General features: G+C 55.7%; 18 protein-coding genes. 13 read left to right on the top strand and 5 right to left on the bottom strand.

Going from position 1 to position 19,481, the window contains the following annotated elements; all coding sequences use genetic code 11:
• Positions 1–36 precede the first annotated feature (36 nt).
• The 13 genes from cpaB (at position 37) to pdeM (ending at position 14,690) form a co-directional block, all read left to right on the top strand.
• The gene (cpaB, locus tag ACR0CW_RS00405; RefSeq protein WP_480786443.1) at positions 37–918 is read left to right on the top strand and encodes a Flp pilus assembly protein CpaB; all 882 of its coding nucleotides are present in this window, start codon (positions 37–39) and stop codon (positions 916–918) included.
• A 194-nt stretch (positions 919–1,112) separates the two neighbouring features.
• Positions 1,113–2,519: a type II and III secretion system protein family protein gene (locus ACR0CW_RS00400; protein ID WP_155139557.1), complete on the top strand. Its 1,407-nt coding sequence runs from the start codon at positions 1,113–1,115 to the stop codon at positions 2,517–2,519.
• 17 nt (positions 2,520–2,536) lie between these two features.
• On the top strand, positions 2,537–3,175 hold the full coding sequence (locus tag ACR0CW_RS00395; RefSeq protein WP_155139555.1) for an OmpA family protein: 639 nt from the start codon (positions 2,537–2,539) through the stop codon (positions 3,173–3,175).
• Between the two features lie 197 nt (positions 3,176–3,372).
• Positions 3,373–4,608 carry a CpaE/TadZ family protein gene (locus ACR0CW_RS00390; protein WP_155139553.1) on the top strand — a complete coding sequence of 412 codons (1,236 nt, stop codon included), beginning with the start codon at positions 3,373–3,375 and terminating at the stop codon, positions 4,606–4,608.
• A gap of 23 nt (positions 4,609–4,631) precedes the next feature.
• The gene (locus tag ACR0CW_RS00385; RefSeq protein ID WP_170331212.1) at positions 4,632–6,080 is read left to right on the top strand and encodes a TadA family conjugal transfer-associated ATPase; all 1,449 of its coding nucleotides are present in this window, start codon (positions 4,632–4,634) and stop codon (positions 6,078–6,080) included.
• 11 nt (positions 6,081–6,091) lie between these two features.
• Positions 6,092–7,060, top strand: a complete 969-nt coding sequence (locus ACR0CW_RS00380; RefSeq protein ID WP_155143336.1) for a type II secretion system F family protein — start codon at positions 6,092–6,094, stop codon at positions 7,058–7,060.
• Positions 7,061–7,070: 10 nt separating this feature from the next.
• On the top strand, positions 7,071–8,072 hold the full coding sequence (locus tag ACR0CW_RS00375; protein WP_155143335.1) for a type II secretion system F family protein: 1,002 nt from the start codon (positions 7,071–7,073) through the stop codon (positions 8,070–8,072).
• A 79-nt stretch (positions 8,073–8,151) separates the two neighbouring features.
• Complete coding sequence (locus tag ACR0CW_RS00370) at positions 8,152–8,664, top strand: tetratricopeptide repeat protein (RefSeq protein WP_155143343.1); 513 nt, start codon at positions 8,152–8,154, stop codon at positions 8,662–8,664.
• Positions 8,665–8,695: 31 nt separating this feature from the next.
• Entirely contained in the window at positions 8,696–9,547 is an 852-nt protein-coding gene (locus tag ACR0CW_RS00365; protein WP_155143334.1) for a tetratricopeptide repeat protein, read from the top strand.
• Between the two features lie 3 nt (positions 9,548–9,550).
• Entirely contained in the window at positions 9,551–10,096 is a 546-nt protein-coding gene (locus ACR0CW_RS00360; protein WP_480739727.1) for a prepilin peptidase, read from the top strand.
• A gap of 118 nt (positions 10,097–10,214) precedes the next feature.
• A complete protein-coding gene (locus tag ACR0CW_RS00355; protein WP_155143332.1) occupies positions 10,215–11,522 on the top strand; it encodes an ATPase in 1,308 nt (435 codons plus the stop codon).
• A gap of 49 nt (positions 11,523–11,571) precedes the next feature.
• Entirely contained in the window at positions 11,572–13,983 is a 2,412-nt protein-coding gene (locus ACR0CW_RS00350; protein WP_480786442.1) for a ligase-associated DNA damage response DEXH box helicase, read from the top strand.
• A 44-nt stretch (positions 13,984–14,027) separates the two neighbouring features.
• Positions 14,028–14,690, top strand: a complete 663-nt coding sequence (gene pdeM / locus ACR0CW_RS00345; RefSeq protein ID WP_480786441.1) for a ligase-associated DNA damage response endonuclease PdeM — start codon at positions 14,028–14,030, stop codon at positions 14,688–14,690.
• 4 nt (positions 14,691–14,694) lie between these two features.
• Here pdeM and ACR0CW_RS00340 read toward each other — a convergent pair whose 3' ends face one another.
• The 5 genes from ACR0CW_RS00340 to ACR0CW_RS00320 all read right to left on the bottom strand — a co-directional run bounded on the left by ACR0CW_RS00340 (position 14,695) and on the right by ACR0CW_RS00320 (position 19,398).
• Complete coding sequence (locus ACR0CW_RS00340) at positions 14,695–15,333, bottom strand: LytTR family DNA-binding domain-containing protein (RefSeq protein WP_480786440.1); 639 nt, start codon at positions 15,331–15,333, stop codon at positions 14,695–14,697.
• Positions 15,334–15,672: 339 nt separating this feature from the next.
• Positions 15,673–16,563, bottom strand: coding sequence for a bifunctional methylenetetrahydrofolate dehydrogenase/methenyltetrahydrofolate cyclohydrolase FolD (folD, locus tag ACR0CW_RS00335; RefSeq protein ID WP_480786439.1), 891 nt, complete (start codon positions 16,561–16,563; stop codon positions 15,673–15,675).
• Positions 16,564–16,616: 53 nt separating this feature from the next.
• The gene (locus ACR0CW_RS00330; protein ID WP_480786438.1) at positions 16,617–16,922 is read right to left on the bottom strand and encodes a chorismate mutase; all 306 of its coding nucleotides are present in this window, start codon (positions 16,920–16,922) and stop codon (positions 16,617–16,619) included.
• A 58-nt stretch (positions 16,923–16,980) separates the two neighbouring features.
• Positions 16,981–18,657: a formate--tetrahydrofolate ligase gene (locus tag ACR0CW_RS00325; protein ID WP_155143326.1), complete on the bottom strand. Its 1,677-nt coding sequence runs from the start codon at positions 18,655–18,657 to the stop codon at positions 16,981–16,983.
• A gap of 165 nt (positions 18,658–18,822) precedes the next feature.
• Complete coding sequence (locus ACR0CW_RS00320) at positions 18,823–19,398, bottom strand: MOSC domain-containing protein (protein ID WP_480739730.1); 576 nt, start codon at positions 19,396–19,398, stop codon at positions 18,823–18,825.
• Positions 19,399–19,481: the final 83 nt, after the last annotated feature.

Raw genomic sequence — 19,481 nt, 5'->3', positions numbered from 1 at the left:
ATTTGCCTAGAGTAACAGTAATACAAGGGGACGCGAATGCGTGCTGTATTTGGACTTGTCCTGATCGTTGGGGTCGCATTGGCCGGTGGTGCCGTTTACATGGCCCGCAACTATATTTCTGAGTATCAGGCCCAGCTGGCGCGTGAACGGCAGGCCGCCCAGGAAGCCTTGGCCAATGCCAAGGTTGATGTCGTTCCGACCGTAGAGGTCGTCGTATCGAATCGCACACTTAAATACGGCGAACCGCTGACGAAAGAAGATGTCCGGTTGGTTGAGTGGCCTGAGACCGCTGTTCCCGAAGGCAGCTTTACCGATATGACGATTCTGTTCCCCGAAATCGCAAACGGCGACCGATTCGTCTTACGCACGATGGAGAAAGACGAAGCTTTGATGGAGGTTAAGGTCACCAAACCCGGTGAAGCAGCTGGCCTGACCTCTCGTCTTGAAAAGGGCATGCGCGCATTCGCCATCAGCGTTGACGTCGCATCGGGCGTTTCAGGCTTCCTGCGTCCGGACGATATTGTCGATGTTTACTGGACCGGCTCGCTGCGCGGTGCTGTTCAGGGCGCTGACGGGGAAATAACCCGACTGATTCAAACCAACATTCAGCTGATTGCGGTGGACCAGACCGCCGGTTCCGACGTCACCGGAACAACGATCGCACGTACGGTAACCGTTGCGGCGACGCCCGAACAGATCGCTGCTTTGGCACAAGCCCAAAACACAGGACGTCTTTCTCTGGCGCTGGTTGGCGTGCAGGACGAGACCATCGCATCCGCGATCGAAGTTGACCAAAGAAAGCTGCTGGGAATCGAAGAAGAGGCTCCTAAAGTCCAGCCTGTTCAGGAAAAAGTCTGCACCATCCGCACACGCCGCGGCGGAGAGACAGTCATAACTGAGATTCCCTGCACAAACTGACATCAATTCAGTCTGTTAACAGGTAAAGGCCACACGTATCGTGTGGCCTTATCTATTGGAATGTTGCGCATTATCCACATAAGGAAAATTCCGGAAACCATTGATTATTGCAATAAATCCCGAATTCGCGCAGTGTTTGGCACCATAGGGCGCAAGACCCAAAAAATCGAGTGGTGATCGGAGAGGCAGGTCACATGACAATACGTTCCTGGATTAGTGCATCCCTGTTGGGGATGGCACTTGTTATGAGCCCAGTTGGCAATGCCGCCTGGGCAGAAAACATTCGCGTGGTTAAAAACGGAACAGCTGAAACGCTGGATGTTCCGATGAACCGCGCAATCGTGGTGGAAAGCGAACAGCCGTTCGCGGAACTCAGCATCGCCAACGCAGGCATCGCTGATATCTCCTCGCTTTCAGACCGCACAATCTATGTTCTTGGTAAAGCGCCCGGTCTGACCACGCTGACCCTGTTTGATGGCGCAGGTAACCTAATCACGAACGTCCGGGTGCGCGTTGCACCGGATGTCTCTGAATTTAAAGAGAGACTTCGCCAGATTCTTCCGAATGAGCGAATCGAAGTTCGGACCGCAAATGACGGCATCGTGCTTTCGGGTGTTGTGTCCAGCTCGGCTCGATTGGCACGAGCTCTGGAACTGGCAGAACGGTATGCACCTGAGCGCGTATCGAATCTAATGAGTGTCGGTGGCGTACAGCAGGTAATGATGAAAGTCCGGTTTGCTGAAATGAACCGGTCGGTTGCAAAGAGCTTAACAGCTTCGCTTGGCTTTAGAGGAGGCGACGTAACGGGCGGCTTCAATGGCCTGAACACTAATTTCGCTCTTAACAATGCACTGAACAACAACATTCCTCTGACACAGACGAATACCGGCGCCATTCTCTTTGGTTTCGGTGTAGGTTCGACGCAAGTTCGTTTGTTGCTTGAGGCGCTGGAGGCCAAAGGCTTGGCTCGCAGCCTGGCGGAACCGAATCTGTCAGCCTTGTCTGGGCAGGAAGCGGAGTTCCTTGCAGGTGGCGAGGTGCCAATTCCGGTTCCGCAGGATGACGGTGTTGTTGCCATCGAATACAAGACGTTTGGCGTGCAATTGCTGTTCGTGCCGCGGGTTACTGACAGCGATGTGATCAACCTGGAAATGGGTGCGGTGGTGTCGAGCATCGATCCAAACTCGGAATTCACTATCAACGGTGACCGTGTTCCAAGCTTCATTACTCGCACCACGAGAACAACCGTTGAATTGCGGGATGGTGAGAGTTTTGCTATTGCGGGCTTGATTCAGGACAACTTTACTGACTCGAACAACCAGGTCCCGTGGCTGGGTGACGTTCCGGTTCTTGGGTCGCTGTTCCGCAGCTCTCAATATCAGCGTCAGCAAAGTGAACTCATGATTATCGTAACCGCACATCTGGTATCTCCGACACGTGGCGAAGCGCTGGCGCTACCCACGGATCGGGTAAAACCGCCCAGCGAATTCGATCTGTTCGTGAATGGCAAAGTCTCACGGACGACGCGCGATGGCAGCGGCGCAGCCTCGGAAGTCGCCAAACAAGGCTTTGGCAATTCCTACGGCTACGTGCTGGATTGATTGAGAGGATAGGACCAATGCAGAAGTGGATCTTAACACTGGGTCTTACAGTCGCTGTCGCTGGTTGTACTCGCGAAGCTGGCTATGAAATCGATCAAGGTACTTTCGGTAACGCGGGTCATCACAACACTCTGGTGATGACCGGCCAACTGACATACGGACAGATTCTGGCGCGTCGCTTTGCGGCAGAGGTACCGAGCCAGATCAACTTTGCCTTTGACAGCGCCCAACTGGACGCATCAGCTCAGCGCATTCTGTTGCAGCAGGCGGACTGGATCAAACAGTTCCCCGAGGCGCGGTTCCGCGTATATGGGCATACCGACGCTGTTGGTTCGGCCGGCTACAATAAGAGCCTGGGCATGCGACGCGCCCAGGCGGTTGTATCGTTCTTTGCCCAGCAGGGGATTTCACGATCGCGGCTTGAGGCTGTCGTTTCCTTCGGAAAGACGAGACCTCTTGTTGCAACGCAGGATCGGGATCGCCGGAATCGCCGCACGGTTACCGAAGTCTCAGGCTTCTTCGACAAGCATCCGCTGGTGCTGGACGGCAAGTACGCCGAAGTCATCTATCGCGAGTACGTCGAAAGCGCGACCGCCATCAGCATCATCCAAGCGGATGATGGCGGCGACGGCGGCGGCGGCGGCGGCGGACAATAAGTCCAGATTGGGCGGCATCGTCGCCCAATTCCCTACAATTGGTTCTTTTGCGCCAAATTCTCGCCCAAGTTTCGAGTGAATTTGCGAACAATAGGGTGACCTGCGGCCAGAATTGACCGCTTTAGGGCGACAGCAGACCGAATAGCGATTTTCGACGTTCTCTCGTTTGCTGCGCTCTCACGACGAGGATTGTGTTTATGACGAGCGCCACGCCGCAAGACGAAAATACTGCCATCCTGGCCTGCACGATCAGCCGTGATGTCCAGAATTTTGATCTGTTGATCGAAGACATGGAAGCTGCGCTGGGGGAGCGTTGGGGGGATCTAGGTTTTGCCGAAGCGCTCGCCTTCTTCAGCCAGCCCGAAGCCGAATCGCTTCAGTTCGTTGCCCTCGCGATTGACGGCGAAGACGAAGACAACCTGACCCTGATGGGCGAGATCATCTCGCAGGCCAAGGAAAAGAAGATCAAGGTTGTTCTCATCGCCGAAGATGTGACCCCTGCGTCATTGCATCAATTGCTGCGCAAAGGTGCTGACGAATTCGTCCCCTACCCTCTGCCGGAAAACGAGTTGCAGGAAGCAATAGACCGGATGAACAAGCCGGATCCGGTTCATGTACCGCAAGCTGACGCTGTGCATCTGTCGAATGGGGATTCCAAAGAAGGTGCGCTTTTTGTCGTTCAAGGTCTGGCTGGCGGTGTCGGTTCGACCACATTTGCGGTCAATCTGGCCTGGGAGTTGGCAACGGTGTCCGACAAGGATGCCCCCAAAGTATGCCTTATCGATCTGGACCTGCAATATGGCACCATCTCGACGTATCTTGACCTGCCCCGTCGCGAGACTGTGTTCGAGATGCTGTCTGATACGGCCTCAATGGACGAGGAAGTATTCGGCACCGCATTGCAGACTTACGAAGAAAAGATGGAAGTGCTGACTGCACCGTCGGATATGGTGCCGCTGGATATCATCACTCCTGAAGATGTACAGCGTGTGATCGACACGGCCCGCGCCCACTTTGATTATGTCATCGTGGATATGCCCAAAACGCTGGTCCACTGGTCCGAGACCGTTTTGCAAGCTGCACATGTGTATTTCGCTCTTATCGAGCTGGATATGCGCTCTGCTCAGAACGCATTGCGCCTGAAACGCGCATTGCAAGCCGAAGAGCTGCCGTTCAACAAGCTTCGCTTTGCTTTGAACCGGGCCCCCAAATTCACCGACCTGAATGGTAAAAGTCGGGTCAAACGCATGGGCGAAAGCCTGGGCATTTCAATCGATCTGCAACTGCCTGATGGCGGAAAGCCAGTCATGCAAAGTGGCGATCACGGTCTGCCCCTGTCCAGTTCAGCGGCCAAAAACCCGTTACGTCGGGAAATCGCAAAACTTGCGAAATCGCTGCATAGCCTGGGCACAAGTGACGCCGAAGCAGCCTAACATCAGCCCGAGGGGGAGCCGCAGTGTTTTCACGATATAAGAAACAGCCCGCCGGACAGCCGGTTGAAACGGCGACCAACGCTCCGGCGCCAACCCCTGATGCCGCAGCTGCGCCAGCGGCAGCAAAATCGAACGCAATCGCTCGCAAGCCGCTGCAAAAGAAGGCTGCCGAGGTGACGGGATCTGATCGGGAACGCAAACGCAAAGAGCGTTTGGGTGAGATCAAGATCGAGCTGCACCGAGAGCTTTTGGAAAACCTGAACCTCGCGGCTCTGGAAAATGCTGCTGAGGCGGAACTGCGGACCGAGATCAGCGCAATTGCCAGCGAAGTTCTCGAAACACGCAATATCGTTCTCAATCGCGAGGACCGGACGCAGCTCAACAAGGAACTCTATGACGAGGTGACCGGCCTTGGTCCGCTGGAGACATTGCTGCGCGACGACACGGTCAACGATATTCTTGTCAATGGTCCGCAACAGATCTTTGTCGAACGATTCGGCAAGCTGGAAGTCAGCGACATTACCTTTAAAGACGAAAAGCACCTGATGCGGATCATCGACAAGATCGTATCCGCTGTGGGTCGTCGCGTCGATGAATCAAATCCTTATGTTGACGCCCGTCTTGCTGATGGCTCGCGTTTCAACGCGATGGTGCCGCCGATTGCGGTTGATGGCTCACTGGTTTCCATTCGTAAGTTCAAAAAAGACAAGCTTGGCATCGACGATCTGGTCAATTTTGGTGCGTTTACGGAAGAAATGGCAGCTTATTTGCAGGCAGCCGTCTCGACCCGTCTGAACGTTATCGTTTCGGGCGGTACGGGTTCTGGTAAAACAACCACTCTCAACGCTTTGTCCAGCTTCATCGATGATGCTGAACGTATCCTGACGATTGAGGATACGGCGGAACTTCAGCTGCAGCAGACCCATGTGGGCCGAATGGAAAGCCGCCCGCCCAACGTCGAGGGCAAAGGTGAAGTCAGCCCGCGCGACTGTCTGAAAAACGCCCTGCGTATGCGTCCTGACCGCATTATCGTGGGCGAGACGCGTGGCGCTGAGGTTATCGACATGTTGCAGGCCATGAACACCGGCCACGACGGATCAATGACCACAATTCACGCCAACTCGGCCCGCGACGGTATCTCACGTCTGGAGAACATGATCGCGATGGCCGGTATCGAGATGCCGATCAAAGCGGTCCGCAGCCAGATCTCATCGGCTGTGAACTTGATCGTACAGGCCAGCCGTTTGCAGGACGGCTCGCGTCGGATGACCTCGATCACCGAGATCACCGGTATGGAAGGCGATGTGATTTCCATGCAGGAAATCTTTCGTTTTCAACGCGTTGGCTTGACTCCAGACAACAAGATCATCGGTCACTTTACCGCGACAGGTGTACGCAGCCACTATTCCGAGCGGTTCCGGCTGTGGGGCTTTGATCTGCCCTCGTCGATCTACGAACCCACCACAGTGTAGGAGATCCGGATATGCAACTGCCCGTAGAGGCGCTTATCTATGTCGTGATCTTCGTCGGAGTTTTGCTCCTGGTCGAAGGTATCTACCTTGTGGCGTTTGGCAAATCGATCAGCTTGAACAGCCGGGTCAACCGGCGGCTGGATATGCTCGACAAGGGCGTCGGGCGTGAGCAGGTGCTGGAACAGCTGCGCAAGGAAATGCAGCAGCACATGAAGTCGCAGAGCATCCCGCTCTACTCGTTGCTGGCTGACAAAGCCCAGAAAGCGGCTATCGCCTTCAGTCCCCGCCAACTGATCATGATCATGGCTTTGCTGTCTGGTCTGGCCTTCATGGGGCTGAGCATTGGCACCACCGCCGATACTGTCTTGCGGGCGGCTATCTCGGTCGCGATCGGCATCGGCGCTGTATATGCCTGGGTGAACAGCAAAGCCAAAAAGCGTATGGCGCTTATGGAAGAGCAATTGCCCGATGCCGTGGAACTCATGGTTCGGTCGTTGCGCGTTGGTAACCCGTTCATATCTTCGGTTCAGATTGTTGCCAACGAAGTACAGGATCCCTTGGGCACGGAATTCGGCGTCATTGCAGATGAATGTGCATATGGCCGGAGCGTGGGTGAAGCTCTCAAGGATATGGCCGAACGTCTGGGCATGCAGGATTTGCGATTTTTGGCCGTTGCCGTCGCGATCCAACAACAGTCCGGTGGTAACCTAGCCGATATTCTGGCCGGGCTTGCTCAGGTTATTCGTGCGCGCTTTCGTCTGTTCAGACGCGTCAAAGCGATCACCGCCGAGGCCCAATGGTCCGGTAAGTTTCTGTCCGGTTTCCCGCTGGTCTGTCTGGTATTCATCCTGGTGAAGGATCCGAACTACTATGACACGGTCATAGATGAACCATACTTCATTCCGGCCTGCTTCTTCGTTGGCATCATGCTGACGCTGAACGTGATCGTTATGAAAATTCTGACCAACATTAAGGTCTGAGGAGTCACCGATGGAATTCTTGACCTATGTAAACGACATGTTGACAGATCAGCTGGGTGAATTCGGACCCCTTATCGTTGTCGGGGTTTTAGGTCTGTTCATGATCCTGGTGACTGTTCCGCTGATGCTGAATCAGCCCGAAGACCCGCTGAAAAAGCTTCAGCGCTCGAATACAGCGCCGAAAAAAGAAAAAAAGAGTAAAAAGGACCAGCTCAGAAACTCTGGGCGGAACGAAAATCTCGAAAAATTCTCGAGTTTTCTTGAGCCGCAGAACGAAGACGATCTGTCTGCTATGCAACTCAAGCTGCGTCAGGCTGGCTATCAGTCCAAAGACGCGGTGCGGTTCTTCCACTTTGCCCAGTTCGCCCTGGCCATTGCAGGTCTGTTGATCGGCGTGCTGCTGATAACAGTGTTCTCCAGCGGAGAAGAAGAGCTTACTGGTCAACAGATGGCGATGCGCGTTCTGATCCCGGGCGGTATCGGCTACTTCATCCCGAAATACTGGATTACCCGACGTGTCGCGGAGCGCCAGGAGGCGATTACGGCGGGCTTCCCGGATGCACTTGACCTGATGCTTGTCTGTGTCGAAGCGGGTCAGTCGATGGATCAGGCGATCGTTCGAGTGGCGGCGGAAATGCAAAGTTCTTACCCTGACATCGCGCAGGAGTTCGAAGTGGTCGCATACGAAATGAAGGCCGGTAAGGACAAAGATACGGTTCTGCGTGATTTCGGAACCCGCTGCGGGGTGCAGGATGTCAGTGCATTTGTAACCGTGATGATCCAATCGGCAGCATTTGGTACATCGATTGCCGAAGCCCTGCGGGTCTATGCTGGCGAAATGCGTGACAAACGCGTGATGCGCGCCGAAGAAGCCGCGAACAAGTTGCCAACCAAAATGACACTTGCCACAATGATGCTGACGGTCCCCCCGCTTCTGATCATTCTGGTCGGTCCATCGGCAAAAGGCATCATGGAGTTCGGAAAAGGCGGCGGGGTGGACTCGGGACTCTAATCCCTTCGTTAGGCCTGCTACAGGAGTCTTTATCAGGGTGTTTCGCAACTTTCCAATCTTGGCCACCGTGGTTCTTACCATGGTGGCTTCTTGCACTGACACCGGTCTGAACAACGGCCCTTTCCCTCCCGGAGTCGACCCAAAGGGCGAAGCCGCGGACGAGCTAACCGTCGGAAACAGGCTGATGGCCGCAGGGGAATATGAGCTGGCGCTCGAGTCCTTTACCCGCGCTGCTTTGGATGAGGGGATGACCCCTCAAATCCTGACTTCGCTTGGGACAGCGAATCTGGGCCTCAGGCGTCTGGGCCAGGCGGAAACGCTTTTACGTCGCGCCGTGGAAGACGAGCCTGACTGGCCTGTTGCATGGAACAATCTGGGCGTGTTGTTGATGGAAACCGGTCAGTATCCCGAGGCGTCGCAGGTCTTTCAAAGGGCCTACGCCCTGGACAATGGCGAAAGTGACGCAATCCGTGACAATCTGCGGTTAGCACTCGCAAAAATGGAAAATCCTGTTAATAATACCCCTCAAGAACAAGAATATACGCTGGAACAGCGGGGCAACGGTGCGTTCGTGCTTCGCAAAACCCAGTAACAGAGGCGAGAGCAGTAAAAGGACGCAAAAAATGCGCCAACTATTCCTGATTCCGACAGCAGTCGCGTGTGGGCTGGTTCTTTCCGCCTGCGCGAAAGAAACCGAAGAAGAAAAAGTTGAACGCACTTTCCAAGAAGTGAACGTCATCGACGAAACCAACCTGAACGATGTTATGCTGAGCGCAGCCGACCCCAACGAGGCGGTCACCTATTTTCTTGGCGCTGCCAGTAAAAACCCGGACCGTATCGACCTTCAGCGTGGTCTGGCCATTTCGTTGACACGTGCCAAGCGCAACACCGAAGCGGCGGTTGCGTGGAAACGTGTTCTGGATATGAAGGGTGCGACAAACGCCGACAAAGTCGAATACGCAGATGCGTTGGTTCGCGGCGGCGAGTGGAAGCGCGCCAAGGCCGCTCTGGATGCGGTCCCCCCCACTTATGAGACGTTCCAGCGCTACCGACTGGAGGCACTGGTTGCGGACTCCAGCAAAGACTGGAAACGCGCCGATCACTTCTATGAAACGGCCGTCGGCCTGACAACGCGCCCGGCGGGCGTTATGAACAACTGGGGCTATTCAAAGCTGAGCCGCGGCCAGTATGCCGAAGCCGAGCGTCTGTTCACCGAAGCAATCCGCCAGGACAAGTCGCTGTTCACGGCCAAGAACAATCTGGTTCTGGCCCGCAGCGCGCAGGGCAACTATTCAATGCCTGTGGTTCCGATGTCGCAAGCCGAACGCGCACAGCTGTTGAATACAATGGGAATTTCGGCCGTAAAGCAGGGCGACCTGACGACCGCCAAAAACCTGTTCCGCGAAGCAATTGCAACTCATCCACAGCATTTCGACGAAGCTGTTCGCTCGCTCCGCGCGCTCGAGGAAGCATAAATCATGCAAATACCCGCAACGGCCGCGATGTGGTTTTTGCCGTTTGTTCTGCCGATCTGCTTTTACGTGATATTCACGGATATGCGGGAGATGCGGATTAAAAACCATGCGGTCAAAGCGCTGACCTTGGTATTTGTCATTGTTGGTTTGTTTGCACTTCCTCCATGGTCAGGACCGTGGCTTGAGGGAGAGATTGGTCCATTGTCCTTTTCGCTGCCCATCTATCTGTGGCAGCTATTCCATCTGGCCGTGGTTATGTTCTTTGCCATTCTCCTGACTGCTGCGGGAGCGATGGGAGCCGGTGACGCAAAATTCTGTGCATCAGCTGCGCCCTTTATCTGGCTGGGAGATCTGATGGTTCTGATGGCCATCGTTACGGCGTCAATTCTTGGCGCTGTGACCACCCATCGGCTGGTAAAATACACCGCTTTGCGCCGTATCGCGCCGGATTGGAAAAGCTGGGACACGGGTAATCGCTTCCCAATGGGGTTTGTCCTGGCCGGAAGCCTGTCCATCTATTTGATTTTAGGTATATTTTACGGCTCCTAAACCATCATCAGTACGCCTTGCCCGCGCCTTGGTCCTGCCACAAAGCTGCGCCAAATTTTCCGCAAGCGACCCCTGTTCGGGGCATTTGACGTGACAACCTGATAGACGAGCAACGCTCATGAACATGCAGACGACCTCCGTTGTAGCCCCCCCTGCCCCCAAGGGCTTGGGTGAAATGCGGCTTCCACTGGTGATGATGCGGGACATTCTTCTGAAAACAATCTTTCGTAAGAATGTGGATACTGTATCTGACATCGCCTCAGCCATTTGCTTGCCGGGCGCAGTTACCCAGGAACTGGTCGACATGGCGCGCGAACAGAAACTCCTGCAGGCGACGGGTACGCTGAATGCCAACAGCGGTAATGAGATGGGCTATCAACTCACCGACGCTGGAAAAGCGCGTGCCTTGGACGCGCTCAGCCAGTCCGAATATTTCGGCGCAATGCCGGTACCGCTGGATGTCTATCGCGAACAGGTCAAACGCCAATCGATCCGCAACATTCAGGTCACGCGTGACCAGTTAACTGGCGCGATGGGGCATCTGGTTTTGCCCGACAGTCTGCTGGACCATCTGGGCCCCGCGGTCAGCGCGGGCCGTTCGATCCTGATGTATGGCCCTCCGGGCAACGGTAAGTCCTCGATTTCAAACGGTATTCGGGATGCGCTGGGAGATAACGTTTATGTCCCTCGCGCCATCGAATATGCCGGTCAGGTGATTACGGTCTACGACCCGATCGTTCACACCGCGATTGAGCAGGAAGCGGATGACCCTAACAGCATTCGACGCCGCAAACGCTTTGACACGCGCTATGTACAATGTGAGCGCCCCACGGTGGTCACCGGTGGTGAACTGTCGCTCAGCATGCTGGATCTGGTCTACAACCCTACAGCGCGTACCTATCAGGCGCCACTACAGCTGAAATCCACCGGCGGCATCTTTATCGTGGACGACCTTGGTCGTCAGGCAGAACCGCCGCAGGCACTGATCAACCGTTGGATTGTTCCGCTTGAGGAAAGCAAAGATATTCTTGGCCTGCAGTCGGGTGAAAAGTTCGAAGTTCCGTTCGATACGCTGGTTATCTTTTCGACCAACTTCCACCCGAATGAGATTTTCGACCAAGCGGCTCTGCGCCGGATCTTCTTCAAGATCAAGATCGATGGCCCGAATCAAGAAAACTTCCTGAAGATCTTTGCCATGGTTGCTCGTAAACGCGGCATGCCACTGGATGAGTCGGCGCTGGTTCATCTGCTCAAGGTCAAATACCCGACAATCAACAACATCTATGCGAACTATCAGCCGATCTTCCTGATCGATCAGATGATCTCGATCTGCGAGTTCGAGGGCATCCCCTATCAGATGAACCCGGACCTGATCGATCGCGCATGGGCCAACATGTTCGTCAAAGAAGAACATATCGTCCACTAGGAACACCTTCCCCCCTGCCATTCTGATCACGGGCGGGTAATCTGCAGTCATGACGCAGATTCCCGCCCGGATTGACAATTGGTTTGCCGCCAAAGGCTGGTCCGTTCACCCCCATCAGCTAGACATGTTCGACCGGGCACAGAATCCGGCGACGGTGCTGATCGCCCCTACTGGCGGGGGCAAAACCATGGCCGGGTTCCTCCCGTCACTCGCCGAACTGGCTGATGGCAGACACAATGGTCTGCATACGATCTATGTCTCTCCCCTAAAGGCGCTGGCTGCAGATATCCGGCGAAATCTGCGCGTACCGGTAGAAGAGATTGGCTTACCCATTCGCATCGAGGATCGAACAGGCGATACCTCGGCCACCCAAAAGAAACGCCAGCGCGCCGACCCACCGCATATCCTGCTGACCACGCCCGAGAGTCTGGCACTGCTGACCTCATACGAGGATGCGGCCCGTATGTTCAGCGGCGTTGAAAGGGTGATCGTGGATGAAATCCACGCTCTGGCCGAAAGCAAACGTGGTGATCAGCTGATGTTGGCGTTGGCAAGGTTACAATCACTTAACCCTGCGCTACGACGCGTAGGACTGTCGGCAACAGTAGAGGATCCAGATGCAATCGCGCGCTTTCTGGCACGCCATCCTGACCCTTGTGAAATTGTGCAAGCAGACCCCGGCCCGGACCCAGATATCTCAATGCTGGAAACCGAGGAGATGCCACCATGGTCAGGTGGTGGCGCTGCCTATTCGATCCCCGCAGTGTTGGACCAAATCAAGAAACACAAGACGACACTGATCTTTCACAACACCCGCGCACAGGCCGAAATTTTCTTTCACAATCTCTGGCTGGCCAACGACGATGCCCTGCCTATTGGCATCCACCACGGCAGTCTTGACCGGCAACAGCGCGAGCGCGTCGAAGCCGCTATGGTTCGCGGAGACTTGCGCGCCATCGTTTGCACCGGCAGCCTGGACCTGGGGATCGATTGGGGCGACGTGGATCTGGTGATCCAGATTGGAGCACCAAAGAATGTCAAACGGCTGGTTCAACGCATTGGACGTGCCAACCATCGTTACAATGCGCCATCCAAAGCCTTGCTGGTCCCAGCCAACCGTTTCGAAGTGGTGGAATGTATCGCGGCGCTAGAGGCTGCAAAGGCGCATGAACTGGATGGAGAACCGCGCGGCCGCGGCCCGCGCGATGTCCTGTGCCAACACATCCTGATCGCTGCAGCCTCGGGGCCATTTGATGCGGATACTCTGTTTTCCGAGATGACGTCCGCGGGACCCTATGCGCAACTGGATCGCCTCCAGTTTGATGCCTGTCTCGATTTCTGTGCGACCGGCGGCTACGCGCTGCGTGCCTATGATCGCTGGCAGCGCCTACTAAAACGTCCGGATGGGCTGTGGCAACTTCGCGACCCCAGAGCTGCGCAGCGTATCCGAATGAATATGGGCACCATTCAGGACACTGACACGCTGAAAGTGCGCCTGAAAAGAAATCGCGGGGGCAAACCGCTGGGTGAAGTTGAAGAAGCCTTTGCCGCGTCTCTGACGCCCGGAGATACGTTTTTGATCGGAGGGCAAATCGTACGATACGAAGGGTTGCGCGAAATGACGGTCGAAGTCAGCCGTCGCGCTGACCGGAAACCCAAGATCGCCACCTTTTCGGGTACGAAATTTGCCACCTCTACGCAATTGAGCGATCGCATTCTTCGTATGTTCGCACAGTCAGACTGGCCTCAACTGCCACCACATACAGCGCAATGGCTGTCCTTGCAGCGTGACCTCTCACAGCTGCCGCAGCGTGACAGGCTGCTGATCGAGAGCTTTCCCAGCGATGGGCGAGAACATTTGTGTGTCTACGGTTTCGCAGGTCGCAATGCCCAGCAGACACTTGGCTTGCTGGTCACCAAACGGATGGAAGAAACAGGATTGGCCCCATTGGGCTTTGTGGCAACTGATTATGCCACTCTGATCTGGGGGCTGGATGCTGTGACCGACCTGCGCCCGCTGTTTCAGATTGATGCCCTTCGCGATGGTCTGGAGAACTGGCTCGCAGGAAATGCGGTGATGAAACGTACCTTTCGCGCCTCGGCCACGATTGCAGGTCTGATCGAGCGAAACACGGGCGGACAACGCAAAAGCGGGCGGCAAGCAACGTTTTCCTCAGACATCCTGTACGACACTTTGCTCAAATACGATCCGGATCACCTGCTGATGCAAATCACCCGTGAAGAGGCGATGCGCGGGCTGGTCGATTTCGGGCGGATTGAGGCCATGATCGACCGTATCGGTGATCGGATCGATCTGTTGCGCCTGGATCGTGTTTCACCGCTGGCCGCACCTCTGTTCCTTGAAGTCGGTAAAGTCCCCGTCAAAGGCGCCGCCGAGGAACGCCTATTGGCAGAAGAGAGCGCTCGTCTGTTGCAAACTGCCGGATTGGCGGAAGTGTAACGCTGCCTCTTGCAAACATTGCTCAAACGAGCAAAGAACGGATCATGAACAGTCTAGAGTTTTCCTTTGCAGGTCAGCGCCTGCGCGCGCTGGGTTCAGGGGCTTTGTGGTGGCCGGAACAGGATTTGCTCTGTGTGTCAGACCTGCATCTTGGAAAATCCGAAAGGGTGGTCCGGCGCGGAGGCCCCGCCCTGCCCCCTTACGATAACCGCGAGACACTTGCGCGGCTGGCGACAGATCTTGAGTACACCGCAGCAGGAACAATGATTTGTCTTGGCGACAGCTTTGACGATCTGGATGCGTCTCTTTCGCTGACTGATGACGAACGGCTACAGATTTCAACGCTTCAGGCTGGGCGTCTTTGGATATGGATCGAGGGCAACCATGATCCTGGGCCAGTGGAGCTGGGTGGAATGCATCTGTCCGAATGGTCCTGCGATTCTCTGGTGTTCCGGCATATCACGCAATCCCACGATCGCGGTGAGGTTTCCGGTCACTACCACCCCAAAGCGCGCATTCTTGTCAAAGGACGCTCGATCACGCGCCCTGCCTTCCTGCTGGACAGCGATCGCATGATCTTACCCGCCTATGGGACATATACAGGTGGGTTGCGCAGCTCTGAAAAGGTTCTGAGCGAGATCATGGCACCCGACGCCAAAGCGATACTGACAGGACCGCAGCCTCTGATCGTGCCAATGCCGCGATAACAGCTCAGAGCAAACCATCCTCAACCAATTTCGGTTTGTACTTTCTGCTCACGGGGACCAGATCACCGTTCTGAAGTCGCAAGAAAATCTTCCCGTCCATCCGCTCGGTGCCGGTGATAGAAGCATCCGTCACCCAATGTGATCGATGCGTACAATGCCCCGGGACAGGCTCCATCTCATTGATGGCGTCAGTAAATCGAGACCTGATGGTGAATGTCCCATCCGAAGTCACAACATCCACATTGTGGTCACGCACGGTCAGCCGATAGATCTGGCCGGAAAATCCACTTGGCAAACGGTTCGTCAGTCGCGGTTTGATCGATTCTTCCGGCTGAGATGTCGAGTCGGCGACATCGCTACTGCTCACCAGGACCAATCCAGCGCTAAACAATATCCCATAGGTACCGACCGACAACAGGTCCGGCGCATCTTGACCGCTGAACGTATATAGCATCCAAGCAAGCAGCCAAAGCGACGGTGTGAAGAGTGCCAAAATCAGGAGCGTGAAGGTCACGTTCGGCATGGATCGGCCTAACTGATCAAAGTGGCCATTCACCAGTGTTTTTGAGGTCCAAGTAGCTGCCACCGCCAGCATCATCACGCCGATCCAAAAAACGAGGCGTTGGGAAAATGGCAGATCCATTTCGCGGAAGGGTGGAAAAGAGTAGGCAAGCAGAGGAATAAATACGAGACCGGCGATCACCCTCTGAGGGCTACACGCGGCAAGTATCTTGCGTAGCTTTGACGTCATACCAAACTAACAAGCGGTCTTCCGAAACCCAGCCCAGATGCCTCGGGCGACCTGCACTTATACTTCGTAACTGGCTGGAATGACGTATTTATCACGATATGTCAGACATTCAAACCCGTTTATGGGATAAAGTCACATTCGTGATCAACCGCAACAAATTTGGATAATTTTGGTAACAATCAGCCAAATTTAACGGGGGCCGGGCAGAATTACTCTGCCCGGCGAAATGTCTTAGGCAGTCAGGCCTTCGGGCTCTGGCAGGCTATTTGCACGGCAGCATGCGGTCAGAGTATTTGCCAGAAGGCAGGCAATGGTCATTGGGCCAACACCGCCGGGTACAGGTGTAATGGCGCCTGCACGCTCAGCCGCGCTGGCATAGTCCACATCACCGACCAGCTTGTTCTTACCATCACGCTCAATGCGATTGATGCCCACGTCGATGACAGTGGCGCCTTCTTTGATCCAGTCACCAGGCACCATTTCCGGGCGGCCAACTGCAGCGACGACAATGTCGGCGCGGCGTACAACGTCCGGCAGGTCCTTGGTGCGCGAATGCGCGATGGTCACGGTGCAGCTGTCACCCAGCAGCAGTTGCGCCATCGGCTTGCCCACAATGTTCGAACGGCCGATCACAACTGCGTCCATGCCGGACAGCGAGCCGTGGTGGTCACGCAGCATCATTAGGCAGCCCAGTGGGGTACAAGGCACCATCGACTTCTGCCCGGTGCCCAACAGGCCAACGTTCGAGATGTGGAAGCCATCAACATCCTTGGAGGGGTCGATCGAGTTAATGACCAGATCTTCGTTCAGGTGCTTGGGCAGCGGCAACTGCACCAGAATGCCATGCACAGCCGGATCGTTGTTCAGCTTGTCGATCAGGGCCAGCAGATCTTCCTCGGATGTATCGACGTTCAGCTTGTGCTCGTACGAATTCATGCCGACTTCGACGGTCATCTTGCCTTTCGAGCGGACATAAACCTGGCTGGCTGGGTCTTCACCCACCAGAACCACGGCGAGACCGGGGGTGATGCCATTTTCTTCTTTCAGCTTTGCGACCTGATCGGCCACCTGAGCGCGAACCTTGGCCGCAAAGGCCTTACCGTCGATAACCTGCGCTACCATCCTTTGATCCCTTCTTTCAAAAAACGGATCGGGCGCGGAAAGCGCCCGGTTCTTCAGTCGGGGCCGAGCACGCGTTCTTCGCGGGCAATCGACCAGTCAATCAGTATACGCCAGAGCTTTTCGGCAAGATCGGGGTCCATGCCCAACTCATCCGAGCTCTTGCGCACACGCTGCACCACTTCTTCGACACGATCCGGGATGCGGGCTGGAAGCCCCTCGCCGGGTTTCAGCTGAGACGCGCGGTCAATGTAGCCTGCGCGCGTTACCAACAATTCGATCAATTGGCGGTCCAGCTTGTCGATCTGAGGCCGCAATTCCTGCATCGAGTGACAGTCTTGCGGTGGTACCAGAGTGGGCATGTCATTCTCCTCACGGCCCGGGGATATCCCCGGACCACGAGATGTCTTATTCGGGCGCTTAGAACAAGCCCTCGATCTCACCTGCGTCATTGAGGCAGATGGTTTCCGCAGCCGGTTTGCGGGGCAGACCGGGCATGGTCATGATCTCGCCGCAGACAACCACGATGAAGCCGGCACCTGCGGACAGACGCACTTCGCGAACCGGAACCGAGTGGCCGGTCGGCGCACCGCGCAGGGTTGGATCGGTTGAGAACGAGTACTGGGTTTTTGCCATGCAGACCGGCAGGTTGCCATAGCCAGCTTCTTCCCACTCACGCAGTTGGTTACGGATCTTGTTGTCAGCCAACACCTCGTCAGCGCGGTAGATGCGCTTGGCGATGGTTTCGATTTTCTCGAACAGCGGCATGTCGTCGGGGTAGATCGGCGAGAAGTTCGCGCTGCCACCTTCGACAATTTCGACGACTTTCTCAGCCAGCGGTGCGGACCCTTCCGAGCCCAGCTCCCAGTGACGCGACAGAATTGCCTCAACGCCATGCTCACCGCAATAGTCGCTGACCGCCTGCACTTCGGCATCGGTGTCGGTGACAAAGTGGTTGATGGCGACAACAACTGGCACACCGAACGATTTCACGTTCTCGATGTGGCGGCCCAGGTTGGCGCAACCATTAACAACCGCTTCCACGTTCTCCGCACCCAGATCGGCTTTGGCAACGCCGCCGTTCATCTTCATCGCGCGCACGGTTGCAACCAGCACCACTGCAGACGGAGCAATGCCCGCCTTACGGCACTTGATGTTCATGAACTTCTCGGCACCCAGGTCAGCACCGAAACCGGCTTCGGTCACGACATAGTCAGCAACTTTCAGTGCGGTCTTGGTCGCGATGACCGAGTTACAGCCATGTGCGATGTTCGCGAACGGGCCGCCGTGGACGAATGCCGGGTTGTTTTCCAGCGTCTGCACCAGGTTCGGTTGCATCGCGTCCTTCAGCAGAACGGTCATCGCGCCTTCGGCCTTGATGTCCCGGCAGTAAACCGGTGTCTTGTCGCGGCGGTAAGCAACGATGATGTCGCCCAAACGCTTTTCCAGGTCTTTCAGGTCGTTTGCCAGGCAAAGGATCGCCATGACTTCGGACGCCACAGTGATGTCAAAACCTGCCTCACGCGGGAAGCCGTTCGATACACCACCCAGAGAAGCTGTGATCTGACGTAGGGCGCGGTCGTTCATGTCGACCACACGACGCCATGCGACGCGGCGGGTGTCGATCTCGCACTCATTGCCCCAGTAGATGTGGTTGTCGATCATTGCCGACAGCAGCGAGTGAGCTGAGGTGATGGCGTGGAAGTCACCGGTGAAATGCAGGTTCATCTCTTCCATCGGAACAACCTGCGCGTAACCGCCACCTGCAGCGCCGCCCTTCATGCCGAAATTCGGACCCAGCGATGCTTCGCGGATACAGATCATCGCGTTTTTACCGATGCGGTTCAGGCCGTCACCCAGACCAACGGTGGTGGTGGTCTTACCTTCACCCGCCGGGGTCGGGTTGATCGCGGTCACGAGGATCAGCTTGCCGTCTTCGCGGTCCTGAACCGAGTTGATGAAGTCCTGGCTGACCTTCGCCTTGTCGTGGCCATAGGGCAGCAGGTCTGCAGAATCGATGCCGATTTTTGCGCCGATTTCCTGGATCGGCTTTTTGTTCGCCTCACGGGCGATTTCGATGTCGGATTTGTAGCTCATTGGGCAGGGTCCCTGATTGAATGCCGTGCGAAACCGACGCTGAACGTCGGCGCTGGACAACCCATACCGTTGTGTACAATTGCGATGGATAGAGATTCCGACATAATCATGCCGTGAAACGTCGTAGACGCCATTCAGCAGTTTCAAATCGGAAACGACGGCGCCTTATGGTGCCCAGCTACGCTGATCCGGCACAAACAGGGACAATGTATCACCAACCCGCAGATTTCCGGGACATTCAACCCATGCGGTGACGCCACGACGGCCCTGTGCAGCAGGCTTGAATGCTGCGCCATGCCCCGGTGCTTCGTTTTCGATTTCACGGCCGGGTATAACGCAAGGGCGGTTTTCCATATCAATTGTGACAGTAAGTCCCCCCGAAGCCTGCAGCCGCGACGACGGAGGCACATAGGTAAAATCAGGTATCCCTCTTACGACGATGCTCACACCCAGCAATGCAGGATCAAGCGTTTCAAGCCCCATGTCAGCTGCGATTGCATCCATTTCTTCCGCGGACAGAATCGATAATTGGCGCACATTGCGGATTTCGGTTCCCTGCGGGTAGAGGTTCTTTACCCGAACGCATGAGGCACGGTTGATCCCTTCGTGGCGCGCACCCTGTTCTCCGGCAAATCCGAGCTGCAATTCTTCGACGGATCTGGCGCGAATGTTACTGCCCGATGGAACGTGACCAAGCCAGACGACTTCGCCTGAAAACTCCGTTTTTCGCAAAACCGGCATGCTGCTCCCTCGCTTTCTTATTGCTCAAGGTCGCACCCTAAACTCATCCATTGCAAATTGAAGAGCCAAACAAAAAAAGACCC

Source organism: Ruegeria sp. CH6 (assembly GCF_056537005.1).
This window is presented reverse-complemented; position numbering and strand designations above follow the sequence as displayed.

Bases quoted from the DNA above. Each gene is read 5' to 3' on its own strand.
- ACR0CW_RS00360 (WP_480739727.1), top strand. From the start codon at position 9,551: ATGCAAATACCCGCAACGGCCGCGATGTGGTTTTTGCCGTTTGTTCTG.
- ACR0CW_RS00330 (WP_480786438.1), bottom strand. From the start codon at position 16,922: ATGCCCACTCTGGTACCACCGCAAGACTGTCACTCGATGCAGGAATTG.
- folD (WP_480786439.1), bottom strand. From the start codon at position 16,563: ATGGTAGCGCAGGTTATCGACGGTAAGGCCTTTGCGGCCAAGGTTCGC.
- ACR0CW_RS00370 (WP_155143343.1), top strand. From the start codon at position 8,152: ATGGTGGCTTCTTGCACTGACACCGGTCTGAACAACGGCCCTTTCCCT.
- pdeM (WP_480786441.1), top strand. From the start codon at position 14,028: ATGAACAGTCTAGAGTTTTCCTTTGCAGGTCAGCGCCTGCGCGCGCTG.
- ACR0CW_RS00380 (WP_155143336.1), top strand. From the start codon at position 6,092: ATGCAACTGCCCGTAGAGGCGCTTATCTATGTCGTGATCTTCGTCGGA.
- ACR0CW_RS00325 (WP_155143326.1), bottom strand. From the start codon at position 18,657: ATGAGCTACAAATCCGACATCGAAATCGCCCGTGAGGCGAACAAAAAG.
- ACR0CW_RS00355 (WP_155143332.1), top strand. From the start codon at position 10,215: ATGAACATGCAGACGACCTCCGTTGTAGCCCCCCCTGCCCCCAAGGGC.
- cpaB (WP_480786443.1), top strand. From the start codon at position 37: ATGCGTGCTGTATTTGGACTTGTCCTGATCGTTGGGGTCGCATTGGCC.
- ACR0CW_RS00365 (WP_155143334.1), top strand. From the start codon at position 8,696: ATGCGCCAACTATTCCTGATTCCGACAGCAGTCGCGTGTGGGCTGGTT.
- ACR0CW_RS00320 (WP_480739730.1), bottom strand. From the start codon at position 19,398: ATGCCGGTTTTGCGAAAAACGGAGTTTTCAGGCGAAGTCGTCTGGCTT.
- ACR0CW_RS00400 (WP_155139557.1), top strand. From the start codon at position 1,113: ATGACAATACGTTCCTGGATTAGTGCATCCCTGTTGGGGATGGCACTT.
- ACR0CW_RS00350 (WP_480786442.1), top strand. From the start codon at position 11,572: ATGACGCAGATTCCCGCCCGGATTGACAATTGGTTTGCCGCCAAAGGC.
- ACR0CW_RS00395 (WP_155139555.1), top strand. From the start codon at position 2,537: ATGCAGAAGTGGATCTTAACACTGGGTCTTACAGTCGCTGTCGCTGGT.
- ACR0CW_RS00390 (WP_155139553.1), top strand. From the start codon at position 3,373: ATGACGAGCGCCACGCCGCAAGACGAAAATACTGCCATCCTGGCCTGC.
- ACR0CW_RS00340 (WP_480786440.1), bottom strand. From the start codon at position 15,333: ATGGATCTGCCATTTTCCCAACGCCTCGTTTTTTGGATCGGCGTGATG.
- ACR0CW_RS00375 (WP_155143335.1), top strand. From the start codon at position 7,071: ATGGAATTCTTGACCTATGTAAACGACATGTTGACAGATCAGCTGGGT.